We start from the raw sequence: 16089 nt of genomic DNA, 5'->3' as shown, positions 1-16089 counted from the left end.
GGGTTTTTCGTCTGGGAGAATGGAACGGCCAGGTTCATGAGTACGGGCCCGGCGACCAAGCGAAGCGCAGAGGATCAAGAGGAAGGGCCGACCGTGGCTCAGAGCACCGAGACAGCCGACTGGGTCTCCCGCTATGCGGATGAGGTCATCGCCGAGTCGGAGCGTCGCGCGCCTGGCAAACCGGTCGTGGTCGCCTCCGGCCTGTCCCCCTCCGGCCCGATCCACCTCGGCAACCTCCGCGAGGTCATGACCCCGCACCTGGTCGCGGACGAGATCCGCCGCCGGGGCCTGGAGTGCGTGCACATCCTGTCCTGGGACGACTACGACCGGTACCGCAAGGTGCCCGCCGGCATCCCCGGCGTCGACGAGTCCTGGTCGGAGCACATCGGCAAGCCGCTGACCGCCGTGCCGGCGCCGCCCGGCAGCGCGTACGGCAGCTGGGCCGAGCACTTCAAGGCCGCCATGGAGCAGTCCCTGGCCGAGCTGGGCGTGGAGTACAAGGGCATCAGCCAGACCGCGCAGTACACCTCGGGCGCGTACCGCGAGCAGATCCTGCACGCCATGAAGCACCGCGGCGGGATCGACGGCATCCTCGAGCAGTACCGCACCAAGCCGAAGGCCGGGCCGAAGAAGTCGCAGAAGCCGGTCGACGAGGCGGAGCTGGAGGCAGCCGAGGGCTCTGGCGCTGCGGCCGAGGACGACGGCAGCGCGGGCGGCGCCGGGTACTTCCCGTACAAGCCGTACTGCACGGTCTGCAACAAGGACCTCACCACGGTCACGTCCTACGACGACGAGACCACGGAGCTGGCGTACGAGTGCACCGCCTGCGGGCACCGCGAGACCGTGGCGCTGAACGAGTTCGACCACGGCAAGCTGGTGTGGAAGGTCGACTGGCCGATGCGCTGGGCGTTCGAGGGCGTGATCTTCGAGCCCAGCGGCGTGGACCACTCCTCGCCGGGCTCGTCCTTCGTCGTCGGCGGCCAGATCGTGCGCGAGATCTTCGCGGGCGCGCAGCCCATCGGTCCGATGTACGCCTTCGTCGGCATCAGCGGCATGGCGAAGATGTCCTCCTCCAAGGGCGGCGTGCCCACCCCGGCCGACGCGCTGGAGATCATGGAGGCGCCGCTGCTGCGCTGGCTGTACGCGCGCCGCAAGCCCAACCAGTCGTTCAAGATCGCCTTCGACCAGGAGATCCAGCGGCTGTACGACGAGTGGGACAAGCTGGAGTCCAAGGTCGCCGACGGGTCGGTGCTGCCGGCCGACGCGGCCGCGTACACCCGCGCGGTGCGCACCGCCGCCGGTGACCTGCCGCGCACGCCGCGCCCGCTGCCGTACCGCACGCTCGCCTCGGTCGTGGACGTCACGGCCGGCCACGACGAGCAGACCCTCCGGATCCTGACCGAGCTGGACCCGGAGAAGCCGGTCACCTCGCTGGACGAGGTCCGGCCGCGGCTGGACCGCGCCGAGCACTGGATCACCCACCAGGTGCCGGCCGAGCAGCGCACGATCGTCCGCGACGAGCCGGACACCGAGCTGCTGGCGTCCCTGGACGACCAGGCGCGCGAGTCGCTCCGGCTGCTGCTGGACGGGCTGGACGAGCACTGGTCGCTCGACGGCCTGACGCACCTGGTCTACGGCGTGCCGAAGGTCCAGGCGGGCTTCTCCGCCGACGCCACGGCGAAGGAACTGCCGCCGGAGATCAAGGTCGCCCAGCGGACGTTCTTCGCGCTGCTGTACCGCCTGCTGGTCAGCCGCGAGACCGGCCCGCGCCTGCCCACCCTGCTCCTCGCCGTCGGCGCGGACCGGGTGCGCAAGCTGCTGGGCGCGTAAGCGGTCACCGCACTCCGTCAGGGGCCCGGGCGCGCACGGCGCGGCCGGGCCCCTGGTCATGCTCAGGCGATGTGCTCGCTCTCCATCTCCTGACGGAAGCGCGCGCGGAAGTCGCGTACGTACGTCCGCAGGTAGTTCTCGCTGAGCGAGCCGGTGCCGTCCCGGCCCGTGACGCCGTAGTTGTTGAGCAGGTAGCGCGCGAACTGGTGGGCGTCCGGGAAGGTCCCGTCCTTCTCCGTCACGTACGAGCGGAACGCGACGTAGAACTGCTCGTCGCGGGAGAGTCCCTCGGGGAGCGCCTCGACGGGCGGCTCCGGCGCGTCGTACACGGGCTCGGGTTCGGGAGCCGCGGGCTCGGCGTACGGAAGCGGGGACCCCGATCCACCGAGCGGACGGCTGCGTCCGGGGGCCACGGGAACGGTGATCGCGGGGGCGGTCTCCGGGTCCGGTACCGGGTCGATCGCGGGGACCGGATCGACCGGATCGACCGGGGCGACCGGGGCGACCGGCTCGGTCGGCGTGGGATGCTCCCGGGCCACCGGGTGCTCCCGGGCCGTCGCGTCCAGCTCCGGGCGTACCGGCTCGCGGACCACCTCGCCTACGGGAGCGATCCCCGCCGCCGTGAGGCCGGCCGGGGCGGTCTCCGCGAGCGGTACCCCGTAACGCGCCAGCCGCAGCGGCATCAGCGACTCCACCGGTGCCTTGCGCCGCCACGCGCGCCCGTACCGGGACCGCAGCCGCGCCTGGTACACCAGCCGGTCCTGCTCCAGCTTGATCACCTGCTCGTACGAGCGCAGCTCCCACAGCTTCATCCGGCGCCACAGCCGGAAGGTCGAGGGGAAGGCGAGGAGCCAGCGGGAGAGCCGGACGCCCTCCATGTGCTTGTCGGCGGTGAGGTCGGCGATCCGGCCGACCGCGTGCCGCGCGGCCTCGACGGAGACGACGAAGAGGACCGGGATCACCGCGTGCATGCCGACGCCGAGCGGGTCGGGCCAGGCCGCCGCGCCGTTGAAGGCGATCGTCGCGGCCGTCAGCAGCCAGGCGGTCTGGCGCAGCAGCGGGAAGGGGATCCGGATCCAGGTCAGCAGCAGGTCCAGCGCCAGGAGGACGACGATCCCCGCGTCGATGCCGATGGGGAAGACGTACGAGAAGGAGCCGAAGCCCTTCTTCTCGGCGAGGGCGCGGACCGCCGAGTACGAACCGGCGAAGCCGATCGCGGCGATCACCATCGCGCCCGCGACGACCACGCCGATCAGTATTCGGTGCGTACGACTCAAACGCATCGCGGCCACCCGCGATCCCTCCCCGCACTCGGCTGACTGGCGCGCCTAGCCTGGCACACCCGTCGAGCCGGGTGCCGGGAGGGACGCAGGCGTTACCCGAGTGGTACGCCCGCGTGCGGATATGTGCTTACTTGTTCGCCTGGGCGATCGCGTTGGCGGCCTGCTTCGCGGCCTCCTGCGCGTCCGCCAGCATCTCCTTGTCGTCCGGGCTCTTCGCGCCGGCCAGGCCCGCACCGTTGAAGTTGATGGTGACCACGGCGTTGGCGGTACGGGCGACGACCGTCTGGTTCTTGAAGTCGTTGCCGTCCTTCTTCAGGTCGTACGTGATCGTGGTCGCCTGGTCGCCGATGCCCTTGGCGGGCTCGCTCTTGACGTTCTTGGCGTCCTTGGTGCTCTTGGCCGCGTCGACCTGCTTGTTGTAGAAGCCGGTCGCCCGCTTGTCGCCGGAGCCCAGCGCGGGGTCGGAGTCGTAACGCTGCAGGTTGACGGCGAGCCAGCGGAACTGCGTGCCGTTGATGCCGCCCTTGCCCTGCCGCTCCTCGCTGCTCCAGGTGCAGGTGCCGTGCGCGGAGGTGTCGCTGCTCTTCCCCTCCTCGCCGCTCTCGTCCTTCACGGCGGGCAGCATCTTCTTGACGCGGTCCTTCGTGATGGCCTTGCAGGGGTCGGGGAGCTTCTTGAACTTGCCCGGCGCCACCTTGGGCGAGGAGCTCGGGGCCGCGGACTTCGAGGCGGTGTCGCCGCCCGAGCCCTTGTCCGAGTCGTCGGAGCAGCCGGCGACGAGCATCACCGGTACGGCTGCGCAGGCGAGGTAGCTGGCGAGTCGCTTGGCTGAACGGTGCATGGTTCCTTCGCTGTTCGTCGTCGTGCGAGCGGCCGTTCCGCGCGCAGGGCCCGGGTGGCCCCTGCGTCGCACGGTACGCGGCGGACGGGTGCCGGTCGCCGATTCGTGTCGTTACTCGCCGACGGTAACCGGTCAATCCGACCGTAACCGGTCATTCGGTCCAGTGCGCGGCCAGCTCGGCGGCCAGCGTCTGGGCCTTTTCCTGCAGCTCGCGGCGGTCGGGGAGGACGGAGCTGCCGGTGGACCACTGGTCGTACTCGATGGTGACGATCACATTCGAGGACCGGAAGACGACCGTGACGTCGCGGTGCAGGCCGGAGTCGGCGGTGACCAGCGCGTCGTCCAGGAAGGCCGCGTCGCCGAGGTCGCCGAGCGGACGCGGCGCGAGGCTCGCGGTGTCGTCGGGGGAACCGGAGCCGGGGGAGCCGGAGGGGTCGGGAGAGCCGGACGAGCTGGGGGACCCGGGGGAATCGGGGGAGTCGCCTTCGGCCGTACGGGTGCCGGAGCCCTTGCCGGGGGTGTTTCCGGCGGTCTCGGACGTGTCGGCCTTCTGGTGGCCGGGCGCGCCGGCGGACGGGTGGGCCGAGGGATCGGCGACGGGGCCCTCCCCGCCGGAGGGGCGGGTGCCGCTGTCGGCGGTGCCCTTACCGGAACCGGTGCCGGTGCCGTTACCAGTACCGCTGCCGCCGCCGGTGCTCTTGCTGTCCTTGCTCCCCTTGCTGTCCTTGCTCGTGGACGGGGTGGGGGTGTGGGCCGGCGGGGTGTTCGCCGTGTCGCCCGGGATGTGGGCCGCGAGCTGCTTCTTCGCGTACAGCTCCTGCGCCTTGTCGTCGTCGCTGACGGAGCCGTCGTACGACACCACGCGCTGCAGGTCGATGTTCAGGTGGCGGGTGCCCTCGGAGGTCTCCCGCTTCCAGTGGCAGCCGACCCGGCGGTCGGTGTCGAAGGTGATGTCGGCCCGGCCGCGGTAGATCTTGTCGGCCTCCGCGCGGGTCTCCGGGCTGCCGTCGGTGGGCAGCAGATTGCGCAGCATGCTCCGGCCGGGCAGTCCGCACGGCTCGGGGAGCGAGTCGAACTTGCCCGGCTCGGCGACGGGCGCCGACGAGGTGCTGTCACCGCCCTTGGCGTCCTCGGCCCCCGTATCGGTTTCCGAGCTGCCGGAGCAGCTGGTGAGCATGGTGGCCAGCGCCACGGCAGCCGCCACCGCGGCCCCTCGTACGGACGACCTTCGCTGCACCGTCACCGGCTCCTTCCGTACGAAATCCGGTTGCCGCTGAGCAGCGGCTGATGGACACAATGTCTACCGCACGCATCGCCGAACCCGCCGGTCCGTTGTCGCTGATCGGGTGCAATATCCAGCTTTTGCGTTTTTACCGCTGTGCGCCTTTTGCTGCCTTTTAGCGGTGTTTGCCGTTGTCTATCTCATCGGGGGAACGAGGAAGTCATGTCGTACGTGGAAGTGCCCGGCGCGCAGGTCCCGATCCGCATGTGGGCCGACCCGGCCACGGTCGAGGGTGCCGCGCTGCAGCAGCTGCGCAATGTGGCGACGCTGCCGTGGATCAAGGGCCTCGCCGTGATGCCGGACGTGCATTACGGCAAGGGCGCCACGGTCGGGTCGGTCATCGCCATGCACGGCGCGGTCTGCCCGGCGGCGGTCGGCGTCGACATCGGCTGCGGCATGTCCGCGGTCAAGACCTCACTGACGGCGAACGACCTGCCCGGCGACCTCTCCCGCCTCCGCTCGAAGATCGAGGAGGCCATCCCGGTGGGGCGCGGCATGCACGACGATGCCGTGGACCCGGGCCGGCTGCACGGCTACGGGACGGCCGGCTGGGCCGACTTCTGGTCCCGCTTCGACGGCATCGCCGAAGCGGTCAAGTTCCGCCAGGAGCGGGCGACGAAGCAGATGGGAACGCTCGGTTCGGGCAACCACTTCATCGAGTTCTGCCTGGACGAGGACGGCGCCGTCTGGCTGATGCTGCACTCCGGCTCCCGGAACATCGGCAAGGAGCTCGCCGACTTCCACATCGGCGAGGCCCAGAAGCTGCCGCACAACCAGGGCCTGGTCGACCGCGACCTCGCCGTCTTCATCGCGGACACCCCGCAGATGGCGGCGTACCGCAACGACCTGTTCTGGGCGCAGGAGTACGCCAAGCACAACCGCGCGATCATGATGGCCCTCTTCCAGGACGTCGTCCGCAAGGAATTCAAGAAGGCCCGGCCCACCTTCGACCCGGTGATCTCCTGCCACCACAACTACGTGGCGGAGGAGCGGTACGAGGGCATGGACCTGCTGGTCACGCGGAAGGGCGCGATCCGGGCCGGGAGCGGGGACTACGGGATCATTCCCGGCTCGATGGGCACGGGCTCGTACATCGTGAAGGGCCTCGGGAACGAGAAGTCCTTCAACTCCGCCTCGCACGGCGCGGGCCGGAAGATGAGCCGCAACGCCGCGAAGAAGCGCTTCTCCACGAAGGACCTGGAGGAGCAGACGCGGGGCGTGGAGTGCCGGAAGGACTCCGGCGTCGTGGACGAGATCCCCGGCGCGTACAAGCCCATCGAAAAGGTCATCGACCAGCAGCGCGACCTGGTCCAGGTCGTCGCCAAGCTCAAGCAGGTGGTGTGCGTGAAGGGCTGAGCGTAAATCGCTGTCAGGACACACCGTTGCCTGAGGCGGGTGGCCTGGGGTCTCGCGCTGTGCGTGTCGCAGGTTGGCCACTTGGGGGGCGACTGTGCACTAGGCCAAGATGCGCGGGCCCGCAACTGGAGTAACACTCGAATAGCGGTGTTATTTCATCGCGGGATCTGTCCCGAGAAGGCCATTATGAAAAAGATCTTTGCGGCCGTGGCTGTGGCCGGGGCGCTGGCGGGTGCAGCTGCCTGCGGCAGTTCAGCTTCTAACGGGGGGAATCCATCAGGGGGCGCTTCGACGGAGAAGTCATCCCAAGCTCCGTCGAAGGCGCCGTCCGGCACAATTAGGGGGGACGGCGAGTACGAAGTGGGCAAGGACATCAAGCCGGGCACCTACAAAACAGCCGGCCCGTCCGACAAGGACTTGCCGAACTGCTACTGGGAACGCGCCAAGGACGCGAAGGGCGAGATAACCTCGATCATCGCGAATGGCAACCCAAGCGGCCAGTCTGTCGTGAACATCAGCGCCTCGGACAAGCTGTTCAAAACGCAGGGTTGCCAGGACTGGGTGAAGGTCGGCTAACGCTGACCGAGCGAGACAAAAATGGCGAGTGGGGCATCCCTGGCTCCATAGGCGCCGAGTTCTACATCGTCCGTGGGCTAGGCAATGCCAAGTCCTTCAAATCCGCCTCGCACGGTGCGGGCCGGAAGATGAGCCGCAACGCCGCGAAGAAGAGCTTCTCCACCAAGGACCTGGAGGAGCAGACGCGGGGCGTGGAGTGCCGTAAGGACTCGGGCGTCGTGGACGAGATCCCCGGCGCGTACAAGCCCATCGAAAAGGTCATCGACCAGCAGCGCGACCTGGTCCAGGTCGTCGCCAAGCTCAAGCAGGTGGTGTGCGTGAAGGGCTGACGCGTGGCCGCTCATCCGGAGAACGAGTTCCGGGCCGACGTCGGTCCGGAACGTTCTCCTCTGAGCCCGCGCCGAGGAGCAGGCTCACCCGCTGCCGTCCGGTGCTACTGCTCCAGCACGCAGAACGTGTACGCCGTCCAGGTGGCCGTGGCTGGCTCCTGCTCCGCGCTGGAAGGGTGCTGCGGGTGATCGGCGATCCACGTCCATGCGGCCCACGTCCCGCGTCACTGTCCGGTGGTGCCAGGCGTTTGCACGCCCGCCCTGGGGCGCGTCATCCGCCCGCGGTGTCCTCGGCCTCCCAGCGCAGCAGGTCGCCCGGCTGGCACTTGAGCACCTCGCAGAGCGCGGCGAGCGTCGCGAAGCGCACCGCCTTGGCGCGGCCGTTCTTGAGTACCGCCAGGTTGGCGGGAGTGATCCCTATACGGTCCGCGAGCTCGCCCACGGACATCTTTCGCCTGGCCAGCATCACGTCGATGTCGACGGCGATCGGCATCAGATCACCTCGTCCAACTCGGCCCGCATCCGCGACGCTTCGACGTCGCGCGCGACGGCCTGGGCGAGCAGCGTCCGCAGCACGAGCACGAGGAGCGCGACGCCCAGGATGGCCACGCCAACCCCGCCCATGATGACGGTGACGCCCGGGTCGGCCCGCTGGCCCGGCGCATTGAGGGCCGTGACCGCGAACCACAGGAGGGCGGCCGCCACGATCGCGCCGATCACGACGTCCACGTACCGGAAGGCGGTGTGGGAGAACACGGTTCCGCGTCGCACCATCGTCACCAGCCGCCATACGCAGACCAGGGCGACCTGGACCGACACCATGCCCAGGATCGTGATCACGCGCAGCGGGGTCAGCGGGAGCGACCCGTCCTCCGGGTCGCTCCCGCTGACCAACGCCCACATCATCGATGCCTGTACGAACACGGTGCCGGCGAGCACCACGACGAGCACGGCGCGCAGCGCAACCACTGTCAGCTTTCCCATGGCTCATCCTCCCATCGAATTACGATGGGAATCTATCGAATTTCGATAGGTGAGGCAAGGGCTGGGAGGTTCGGCCGGGGACCGCCCGAGACGGGTCAGTCTGCGCGTGCGGGGAGGGGCTGTGAGGGACGTGGGCCGTGCAGGGCGTAGGCGATACCGGTGTCGGGTTCGGTGTGGTAGCCGGTGTGGAACGCGGTCGTGTAGTCGTCCCCGATGAGCCGGCGGAGCTGCGCCTCGCATGTGTTTCGTGCGTCGAGGAACTCGGGGGAGCCCAGTCGGGGGGTGCCGAGGGTGTGCCAGGTCCGGTCGGCGATGCCGAGGAGCCGGGCGGCTTCCTCGGCGCGGCCGGAGGCGAGGGCGGCGGACGCGAGGACGTCGACGGTGATGGCGATGCCGAGGGTGTCGCGGAGCCGGCACTTGGCGTCCAGGGCGGTGCGGGCATGGGTCGCGGCCTCCTCCGCACGCCCCAGCCCCAGCGTGGCGAGGGCGCGTAGGTAGTACCCGTAGGCGCGGAACCACGTTTCGCCGTGCCGGGTGCCTTCGGCGCACATCTCGTCGGCGACGGCCGCGGCCTGGGCGAACTGTCCGAGATAGACGTGGGTGAAAGCCCTGACACCTCGTGTCAGGACCCACGCCGCGTCGTACCGCCCGCCGGCCGGACGGCTGCTCGGTACCGCGTCGAGCACCTCGGCGGCCTCGGTCTGCCGGCCGCTCACCGTGAGACTGGCGCCCTCCAGGAAGGCAGCGGCGACCGGGCCGGTCCCATCGGCTTCTTCGGCCACGGCCTTCCGGAAGGCGGTGGCGAGGCGGAGGCTGGACTCCAAGTCGCCCTGAGCGAAGGCGGCGAGGCCGCAGGACCACAGCGCTTTGGTACGGGCCGGCCCGGGGGCCGGCTCCAGGATCAGCGCCCGGTCCAGATAGTGCCTGCCCTCCTTGGCGAAGTCGCAGGCGTACCAGAGGAACCACAGTGCCCCGCCCATCTCCAGCGCGCTGTGCCCGTCGTTCTCGGTGAGGCAGAAGTCCAGCGCGGCCCGGATATTGGCGTGTTCGGCGACCATCCGGTCGCGCCAGGTGAGCTGATCCGGCCCCATCCAGGCGGCCTCCGCCCGGTGCGCCAGCGTCCGGTAGTGGTCCCGGTGACGGCAGAGGAACGTGTACTCCTCGCCCAGGAGGCGCAGCCAGCCGGCGCCGTACTCGCGCAGGGTGTCCAGCATCCGGTACCGCTCCCCGGCTCCGGTCGGCTCCCAGACCAGGAGCGACCTGTCCACCAGGGCCGCGAGCAGGGCGCTGAGGCGCTGGGCGGGCAGCTGCTCGTCGGCGCAGATCCGGATGGCGCCGTGGGCATCGAAGGTGCCGGCGAAGACGGACAGCCGGGCCCACAGCAGCCGCTCGGCCGGGGTGCACAGCTGGTGGCTCCAGCCGATGGCGGTGCGCAGTGCCTGGTGCCAGGGGGGCTCGGCCTCTTCCACCACTTCGTCGGTGGTGCCCAGGACCGCGAACCGGTCTTCCAGCCGCTCGGTCAGTTCCTGGACCGACAGCTCGCCCAGGCGGGCAGCGGCGAGTTCGATGGCCAGCGGCAGGCCGTCCAGGCGTCGGCACAGCCGCACCAGATCGGCCCGCTCGCCGGGGCCGGTGACCGTGAAGCCGGGGACAGTACGGGCGGCCCGCTCGGCCAGCAGCACCACGGCATCCGCCTGCGCCGCCGCCGGATCGTCGGGCTCGGGCACCGGCAGGGGCTCGACGGTGAGCACGTTCTCGCCGGGCAGGTTCAGGGTGCGGCGGCTGGTGGCCAGGATCCGCAGGCCGGGCGCGGCCCGCACCAGTACCTGGGCCGCCAGGGCGCAGGCGTCGGTCAGGTGCTCGCAGGTGTCCAGGATCAGCAGCAGTTCCCGGTCGGCGAGGTAGTCGGCCAGTACGTCGATCACCGGGCGGGTGGTCTGGTCGGCCAGGGGCAGGGCTTCGGCGATGGTGTGTGCCAGCAGCGCCCCTCGGCGCAGGGGCGAGAGCTCGACCAGCCACACTCCGTCCCGGAACCGGGGCCGGAGTACGGCCGCGGCCTCCAGGGCGAGGCGGGTCTTGCCGACCCCGCCGGCCCCGGTCAGCGTCACCAGCCGTGCCGCTCCCTCGAACAGCCGCTGCACCTCGGCCAGTTCGTCCCGGCGGCCCACCATCCTCGTCTTCGCCGCCGGCAGGTTGCCCGCCTGCCGCTGGTCACCCGTCACGATCGTCCTTCCCCGGCCCTGCGGATGATCCGTGCAGGGACGGAAATTGTGTCGACTGCCGCCACGCTGCGCACTGCGCGAAGGAAAAAGACCGAAGAACTCGGCATTCACCGTAAAGCCTTGCTTTTGCGCGACACCTAACGACCGGACCGGGACCGGACCGGGCCTGAGCCTGGCAGCGGGGGCCTGTGCCGTTGCCCTCGGCCGCGCCTGCCCCTCATGGTTATAGTAGGTAGGCCGACCTACCTACTTTGGGGCGTGATGAGCGACATCGACAAGGGGACGACGGGGCCCGTGAGGCGGCGGGCGGCCCGGGAGCGGCTGCTGGCCGCCGCGGCGCGGCGCTTCTACGCCGATGGCGTGTCGGCGACCGGGATCGACACCCTCACGACCGAAGCGGGCGTGGCGAAGAAGAGCCTGTACAACAACTTCTCCTCCAAGGCCGACCTGGTGCGGGCCTACCTCGAGGCCCGGCACGAGGAGTGGCTGGGGCTGTACCGGGCGCGGCTGGGGGAGGCCCAGGACGCGCGCGGTGGCGTGCTCGCGGTTTTCGACGCCTACGCCGATCACGCGGCGTTCGCCTACGAGCACGGCTTTCGCGGCTGCGGCCTGCTGAACGCGGCCGCCGAGCTGCCCGCCGGAGACGAGGGGCGGGCCCTGGTGCGCCGCCACAAGGAGGACGTCGAGGCCCTGCTCGCCGGCCATCTCGAAAAGCTGCTGCCCGAGCGCCCCGGCCAAGCGCGTGCGACGGCGGAGCAGCTGGCGTTCCTGCTGGAAGGCGCGATGGCCCGCGCCGGCCTGGAGGGCGACAGCACTCGTCTGCAGCACGCCCGCACGATGGCGGCGGACCTGCTGGACAGATTGTGAGGCGGCCCGGCGGGCACGCGGCCCGCTCGGTGGGCGCGGGATCGCTGTGCGTGCTCGCGGCGTCCGTGCTGTGGGGCACCACAGGTACCGCGGCGACCCTCGCCCCGGCCGTGGGACCCCTGGCGATCGGGGCTGTCGCGATGGGGCTGGGCGGACTGCTCCAGGCCCTGGTGGCCGCGCCTCGGATCGTCCGCCGGGCTCCGGAGCTGCGTGCACAGCGCGGCACCGTGCTGCTGGGCGCGGTGGCGGTGGCGATCTACCCCCTGGCGTTCTACAGCTCGATGCGGCTGGCCGGGGTAGCCGTGGGAACGGTGATATCGATCGGCACGGCCCCACTGGCTTCCGCCGTGATCGAACGCGTCGTGGACCGGCGCCGGCTCACCCGCCGCTGGATGCTCGGCGCGGCCCTCGGCCTGCTGGGCACCGTCATGCTCTGCGTCGCGGAGGCCACGCGGGCACATGACGAGCCCGGAACGGTCTCCCTGGGTGCCACCGTCCTCGGTGTGGCGCTGGGCCTGATCGCCGCCGTGACCTACGCCCTCTACTCCTGGGCGGCGCACCGGCTGATCAGCCGCGGGGTCGGCTCCCGCGCGGCGATGGGCGCGGTCTTCGGGCTGGGCGGGCTACTGCTCGTGCCCGTGCTCCTGGGCACCGGCGCCCCGCTCATCAGCTCCTGGCCCCACGCGGCCGTCGGCGCCTACATGGCGCTGGTGCCCATGTTCGCGGGCTACGTGCTGTTCGGCTGGGGGCTGACGCATGTCCCCGCCAGCACGGCGACCACCCTCTCGCTGCTCGAACCGGCCGTCGCGGCCGTACTCGCCGTGCTGGTCGTCGGCGAACGCCTGCCCGCCTTGGGCTGGTTCGGCATCGCACTCGTCGTCGGCTGCCTGGCCGTCCTCACCACACCGACGCGGTCCGTTTCCGGGAGCGCGATGACGCTGCTCTCCTGGCGGGGCGCCAGGAGAGCAGCGGGGCGGGCGGCCGTTACAGGACGGCGACGGTGAACTTCACCGGGTTCGCCGTGGTCCCGTAGGCGGTGAACACCGTGATGGCGTTCTTCCTGTTGCCGCAGGTGGAGGTCGGTTCGCGTCTGACGTCGATGCTGTACGTGCCCTGGCCGTCATTGGTCGTGCCCACCACGACCGCGTCGTTCAGGGTGACGTCGGGGTCGGAGACCACGACGCAGTAGCCGGCCTTGCCCACGAGCCAGGACGAGGAGACGTTCTTGGCGGCGAGCAGGGTGCCGTTGGCCGCGACCTGGGCCGCGGCTTGGGCGTGCGGGGCGTACATCTCGGGCGGGGCGGCCGCGGCGGTGCCGGCCAGGGCGGGCAGTGAGATCAGGGCGGCTGCTGTCAGTGCAGCGGAGCGCTTGAACAGGGTGCCGACGTTCATGAGGATGCTTCCTTTCGGGCCGAGGCGGGTTACGGGACGACGAGGAAGAAGGCGTAGTCGTGCAGCCCGTACTGGCTGTTGCCGGTGTAGACGGTGAGCGTGTCGGCGGCGCTGCCGCAGGAGGCCGAGGGGGCGGTGGAGAGCACGACGGTGTGACCCCACGGCTTTCCGTGCGTCTCCGGGGCCATGGTGGCGACCGGGGTGCTCCTGGCCACATCGATCTTGGCCGCGTCGTCGAAGGTCACGCAGTACACGCCTGCGCCGGGCTTGTTGATCGCCTTGATGCCCTGGGACTGCTTGCGGGTGCCGTTTTCATTGACCAGGGCGGACGCCCGTGCGTGCGGGGCCTGGGCCTTGACGGGCGAGTCGTCGGCGATGGCGACACCGCCGACGACGCCCATCGCCAGCACGCCGAAGGCCGCGATCGTCGCGATGACGCCGCGCGGCGTCCTGATGGATTTGCGCATGACTTCCTCCGTGTCGTGACCGCCCGGACGAGCGTCGTCACGGAGAACATGCAAGCCGACACGCGGTGTGATCGGCAGAGGGTTGGCGGGTTGTCACTCCGAACGAGTCACAGTGATCACTTCAAACCTGGAACCGCAGCGTGAGCTGCGACTTCAGTGCGCCGCGCACGCCCCGGCGCAATGCCCGGCCAGTAGGGCGGGGCGATAGCGCAGAAAGGGCCGGCCCCGGTGGGGGGCCGGCCCTTTCAGGTGTGGCGGTGGGGCGTGGGTCAGGCGGCGGGCTGGGGGGCGGGCTGGCCGGGGGAGTTGACCGGGCCGGCCGGGGCGCCGGCCTGGTACAGGGCGAGCCAGGTGGTGGGGTTGACCACGCCGTTCGGTACGAGGTCGTGGTCGGACTGGAAGTGGGCCACGGCCGCCATGGTGTTGGCGTCGAAGGTGCCGCTGAGGTTGTTCCAGCCCAGGTACTGGCGGTTGGCCAGCAGGCACTGGACCTGGGAGACCTGGTCGCCCGCCGCACCGAGGGAGACGGTGCCGCGGTCCTCGGAGAAGGCGCAGGCCGCGGGGCCGTGCACGACGTTGTCGCCCATCGCGGCGGACGCGGGGCTGGCGAGCAGGCCGGTGGTCAACAGGCCCGCGCCCGCGGCCAGTACGGCCGCACGCTTGAGGGCCCTGCCGGGCCTGCGGAAACGGGGAGTGGGGATACGGAAAGTGCTCACGCTGCTCGCGTTCCCAGCGGCGGGAAAACCATGTGAAGTGAGCGTTGTGGATCTTGTGAAGGATCCTCGTGCGGGGTTACCGGTCCTACGCGTCCGCCGGGTACCAGCGGAGTTCGACCGTGTTGCCGTCCGGGTCCTGGACGTACAGGGACTCGGCGGTGCCGCGGGCGCCGAAGCGCTTGCCGGGGCCGTCCAGGACGGTGAACACCCCGGAGTCGACGACCTGTTGCCAGTCCACGGGTGCGACGACCAGGCAGAGGTGGTCGACATTGGAGTGGTGCGCGACGCCGTCCTCGTCGGGCGCCGCCTCCGGAGCCCGTACGAGGTCGATGATCGTCGTCGGGCTCACCCGCACGGAGGGGAACGGCACCTCGCCGGCCCGCCATTCGTCCACCCGTACCGGTTCGAGGCCGAGCGGGCCGCAGTAGAAGTCCAGCGCGCGTTCGACGTCGGCGACGTTGAGGACCAGGTGGTCGAAGGCGGTGACGGTCACGGGAGCCGGGGTGCCGGTACGCATGGTGGTGCTCCTTCGTTGGGAGTGCGGGCCGGTCAGGACTCGCGGTGGACCTTCGTGTTGGACGCCTGGGCGCGCGGGCGGACGACGAGGAGGTCGATGTTGACGTGGGCCGGGCGGGTGACCGCCCAGGCGATCGTCTCGGCCACGTCCTCGGCGGTCAACGGCTCGGCGACGCCCTCGTACACCTTGGCGGCCTTCGCCTCGTCGCCGCGGAAGCGGGTCAGCGCGAACTCATCCGTGCGGACCATGCCGGGCGCGATCTCGATGACGCGTACGGGCTCGCCGCACAGCTCCAGGCGGAGCGTCTCGGCGAGCACGTGCGCGCCGTGCTTGGCGGCCACGTAACCGCCGCCGCCCTCGTACGTGCCGTGCCCGGCCGTCGAGGAGAGGACGACGACCGTGCCGTCGCCGGTGGCGGTCAGGGCGGGGAGCAGCGCCTGTGTCACGTTGAGCACGCCGAGGACGTTGACCTCGTACATCGCGCGCCAGTCGGCCGGGTCGGCGGTGGCCACCGGGTCGGTGCCCAGCGCGCCGCCGGCGTTGGCGACCAGGACGTCGCAGCGGTCCAGGGAGGCCGCGAAGGCGTCGACGGCGGCGCGGTCGGTGACGTCGAGGGCGTACGCCTCGGCGTGCGGGAGCTCGGCGGCCAGCGCCTCGACGCGGTCCTTGCGGCGCGCGGCGAGGATCACGCGATAGCCCGCCTCGGCGAGCTGCCGGGCGGTCGCGGCACCGATGCCGCTGCTCGCTCCGGTGACGACGGCGGTACGGGCGGCGGCGGACATGCGTGCTCCTCGGGACTGCGGGCGTACGGGCGTACGCGCCTACTTGGCGTGCGAGTTGCGGTACGCGCTCAGGATATGCAGGCCGGGCAGCCGCGGCGGACCCGGCAGGCGGGACCTCGGGTGGCCCGCCGGATGCTCAGCGGCCCCGCGGCGCGTACATGATCAGGGCCATGCCGGCCAGGCAGACCAGGGCGCCGGTGACGTCCCAGCGGTCGGGCCGGTAGCCGTCCGCGACCATGCCCCAGACCAGCGAGCCGACGACGAAGACGCCCCCGTACGCGGCGAGGATGCGGCCGAAGTCGGCGTCCGGCTGGAGCGTGGCGACGAAGCCGTACGCGCCCAGGGCCAGTACGCCCGCGCCCGCCCAGATCCAGCCGCGGCTCTCCCGTACGCCCTGCCAGACCAGCCAGGCGCCGCCGATCTCCAGGAAAGCGGCGAGGACGAAGAGCACGGCGGAGCGGACGATCGACATGCGCGCAGCGTATGCCGGGCGGAGGCCGGCCGTCCGCCCCGGTGGGCCGGGGCCGGGGCTCACCCCCGGCCCGGTGCCGCCGCCGTCGTGGCCGGCTCCCAATCATGCCCTTGGCCAGGGTCAGGCCGTAACCGAAGCCCGCGCAGCCCGCGGAGATGTCGAACGCGGCCGGC

Annotated in this window: 17 protein-coding genes and 1 pseudogene; 6 read left to right on the top strand and 12 right to left on the bottom strand. The window is 70.9% G+C overall.

What is annotated here, in order from left to right; all coding sequences use genetic code 11:
• Positions 1 to 36 precede the first annotated feature (36 nt).
• Complete coding sequence (gene lysS, locus ABT381_RS18825) at positions 37 to 1830, top strand: lysine--tRNA ligase (protein ID WP_351595181.1); 1794 nt, start codon at positions 37 to 39, stop codon at positions 1828 to 1830.
• A gap of 62 nt (positions 1831 to 1892) precedes the next feature.
• Here the strand turns inward: lysS and ABT381_RS18820 are convergent, their stop codons facing one another.
• The 3 genes from ABT381_RS18820 to ABT381_RS18810 all read right to left on the bottom strand — a co-directional run bounded on the left by ABT381_RS18820 (position 1893) and on the right by ABT381_RS18810 (position 5191).
• Entirely contained in the window at positions 1893 to 3113 is a 1221-nt protein-coding gene (locus ABT381_RS18820) for a DUF2637 domain-containing protein (protein ID WP_351595247.1), read from the bottom strand.
• Between the two features lie 127 nt (positions 3114 to 3240).
• Positions 3241 to 3954 (bottom strand): DUF3558 family protein, encoded by a 714-nt coding sequence (locus tag ABT381_RS18815; RefSeq protein WP_351595178.1) that lies wholly within the window; start codon positions 3952 to 3954, stop codon positions 3241 to 3243.
• A 151-nt stretch (positions 3955 to 4105) separates the two neighbouring features.
• On the bottom strand, positions 4106 to 5191 hold the full coding sequence (locus ABT381_RS18810) for a hypothetical protein (protein WP_351595175.1): 1086 nt from the start codon (positions 5189 to 5191) through the stop codon (positions 4106 to 4108).
• 207 nt (positions 5192 to 5398) lie between these two features.
• Here ABT381_RS18810 and ABT381_RS18805 point away from each other — a divergent pair, with 207 nt between their 5' ends.
• From ABT381_RS18805 to ABT381_RS18795, 3 genes and pseudogenes are all read left to right on the top strand, one after another.
• Positions 5399 to 6592 carry an RtcB family protein gene (locus ABT381_RS18805; RefSeq protein WP_351595172.1) on the top strand — a complete coding sequence of 398 codons (1194 nt, stop codon included), beginning with the start codon at positions 5399 to 5401 and terminating at the stop codon, positions 6590 to 6592.
• Between the two features lie 186 nt (positions 6593 to 6778).
• Entirely contained in the window at positions 6779 to 7168 is a 390-nt protein-coding gene (locus ABT381_RS35890) for an Rv1352/Rv1906c domain-containing protein (protein WP_502965711.1), read from the top strand.
• Positions 7169 to 7179: 11 nt separating this feature from the next.
• A pseudogene (locus ABT381_RS18795) lies at positions 7180 to 7497 on the top strand (RtcB family protein); the annotation flags it as partial.
• Between the two features lie 271 nt (positions 7498 to 7768).
• Here the strand turns inward: ABT381_RS18795 and ABT381_RS18790 are convergent.
• From ABT381_RS18790 to ABT381_RS18780, 3 genes are all read right to left on the bottom strand, one after another.
• Positions 7769 to 7990, bottom strand: a complete 222-nt coding sequence (locus ABT381_RS18790; protein WP_351595166.1) for a helix-turn-helix domain-containing protein — start codon at positions 7988 to 7990, stop codon at positions 7769 to 7771.
• A complete protein-coding gene (locus ABT381_RS18785) occupies positions 7990 to 8481 on the bottom strand; it encodes a DUF2975 domain-containing protein (RefSeq protein WP_351595163.1) in 492 nt (163 codons plus the stop codon). The genes ABT381_RS18790 and ABT381_RS18785 overlap by 1 nt, the downstream gene beginning before the upstream one ends.
• 95 nt (positions 8482 to 8576) lie before the next feature.
• Positions 8577 to 10703 (bottom strand): ATP-binding protein, encoded by a 2127-nt coding sequence (locus tag ABT381_RS18780; RefSeq protein ID WP_351595160.1) that lies wholly within the window; start codon positions 10701 to 10703, stop codon positions 8577 to 8579.
• A gap of 261 nt (positions 10704 to 10964) precedes the next feature.
• Between ABT381_RS18780 and ABT381_RS18775 the strand changes: the two genes are divergently transcribed.
• Both ABT381_RS18775 and ABT381_RS18770 read left to right on the top strand, forming a co-directional pair.
• Entirely contained in the window at positions 10965 to 11570 is a 606-nt protein-coding gene (locus ABT381_RS18775) for a TetR/AcrR family transcriptional regulator (RefSeq protein ID WP_351595158.1), read from the top strand.
• A complete protein-coding gene (locus ABT381_RS18770; protein WP_351595156.1) occupies positions 11567 to 12574 on the top strand; it encodes a DMT family transporter in 1008 nt (335 codons plus the stop codon). Before ABT381_RS18775 ends, ABT381_RS18770 begins: the two co-directional genes overlap by 4 nt.
• On the opposite strand, the gene ABT381_RS18765 is transcribed toward ABT381_RS18770, so the two are convergent.
• From ABT381_RS18765 to ABT381_RS18740, 6 genes are all read right to left on the bottom strand, one after another.
• Positions 12555 to 12962 carry a hypothetical protein gene (locus ABT381_RS18765; protein ID WP_351595154.1) on the bottom strand — a complete coding sequence of 136 codons (408 nt, stop codon included), beginning with the start codon at positions 12960 to 12962 and terminating at the stop codon, positions 12555 to 12557. The two genes, ABT381_RS18770 and ABT381_RS18765, sit on opposite strands and share 20 nt — an antisense overlap.
• Positions 12963 to 12991: 29 nt before the next feature.
• Complete coding sequence (locus ABT381_RS18760) at positions 12992 to 13429, bottom strand: hypothetical protein (RefSeq protein WP_351595151.1); 438 nt, start codon at positions 13427 to 13429, stop codon at positions 12992 to 12994.
• Between the two features lie 269 nt (positions 13430 to 13698).
• Positions 13699 to 14145, bottom strand: a complete 447-nt coding sequence (locus ABT381_RS18755) for a peptidoglycan-binding domain-containing protein (protein ID WP_351595150.1) — start codon at positions 14143 to 14145, stop codon at positions 13699 to 13701.
• Between the two features lie 85 nt (positions 14146 to 14230).
• A complete protein-coding gene (locus ABT381_RS18750; protein ID WP_351595244.1) occupies positions 14231 to 14638 on the bottom strand; it encodes a VOC family protein in 408 nt (135 codons plus the stop codon).
• A 56-nt stretch (positions 14639 to 14694) separates the two neighbouring features.
• Positions 14695 to 15444, bottom strand: coding sequence for an SDR family NAD(P)-dependent oxidoreductase (locus tag ABT381_RS18745; RefSeq protein ID WP_351595148.1), 750 nt, complete (start codon positions 15442 to 15444; stop codon positions 14695 to 14697).
• 136 nt (positions 15445 to 15580) lie between these two features.
• Positions 15581 to 15916: a YnfA family protein gene (locus ABT381_RS18740; protein ID WP_351595146.1), complete on the bottom strand. Its 336-nt coding sequence runs from the start codon at positions 15914 to 15916 to the stop codon at positions 15581 to 15583.
• Positions 15917 to 16089 lie beyond the last annotated feature (173 nt).

Origin of the sequence: Streptomyces sp. NPDC000151 (assembly GCF_040301705.1) — a bacterium.
Lineage (GTDB): Bacteria > Actinomycetota > Actinomycetes > Streptomycetales > Streptomycetaceae > Streptomyces.
This window is presented reverse-complemented; position numbering and strand designations above follow the sequence as displayed.

Coding starts and splice junctions, on each gene's coding strand:
- ABT381_RS18805 (WP_351595172.1), top strand. CDS start 5,399: ATGTCGTACGTGGAAGTGCCCGGCGCGCAGGTCCCGATCCGCATGTGG.
- ABT381_RS18745 (WP_351595148.1), bottom strand. CDS start 15,444: ATGTCCGCCGCCGCCCGTACCGCCGTCGTCACCGGAGCGAGCAGCGGC.
- ABT381_RS18820 (WP_351595247.1), bottom strand. CDS start 3,113: ATGCGTTTGAGTCGTACGCACCGAATACTGATCGGCGTGGTCGTCGCG.
- ABT381_RS18775 (WP_351595158.1), top strand. CDS start 10,965: ATGAGCGACATCGACAAGGGGACGACGGGGCCCGTGAGGCGGCGGGCG.
- ABT381_RS18740 (WP_351595146.1), bottom strand. CDS start 15,916: ATGTCGATCGTCCGCTCCGCCGTGCTCTTCGTCCTCGCCGCTTTCCTG.
- ABT381_RS18785 (WP_351595163.1), bottom strand. CDS start 8,481: ATGGGAAAGCTGACAGTGGTTGCGCTGCGCGCCGTGCTCGTCGTGGTG.
- ABT381_RS18760 (WP_351595151.1), bottom strand. CDS start 13,429: ATGCGCAAATCCATCAGGACGCCGCGCGGCGTCATCGCGACGATCGCG.
- ABT381_RS18790 (WP_351595166.1), bottom strand. CDS start 7,990: ATGCCGATCGCCGTCGACATCGACGTGATGCTGGCCAGGCGAAAGATG.
- lysS (WP_351595181.1), top strand. CDS start 37: ATGAGTACGGGCCCGGCGACCAAGCGAAGCGCAGAGGATCAAGAGGAA.
- ABT381_RS35890 (WP_502965711.1), top strand. CDS start 6,779: ATGAAAAAGATCTTTGCGGCCGTGGCTGTGGCCGGGGCGCTGGCGGGT.
- ABT381_RS18815 (WP_351595178.1), bottom strand. CDS start 3,954: ATGCACCGTTCAGCCAAGCGACTCGCCAGCTACCTCGCCTGCGCAGCC.
- ABT381_RS18765 (WP_351595154.1), bottom strand. CDS start 12,962: ATGAACGTCGGCACCCTGTTCAAGCGCTCCGCTGCACTGACAGCAGCC.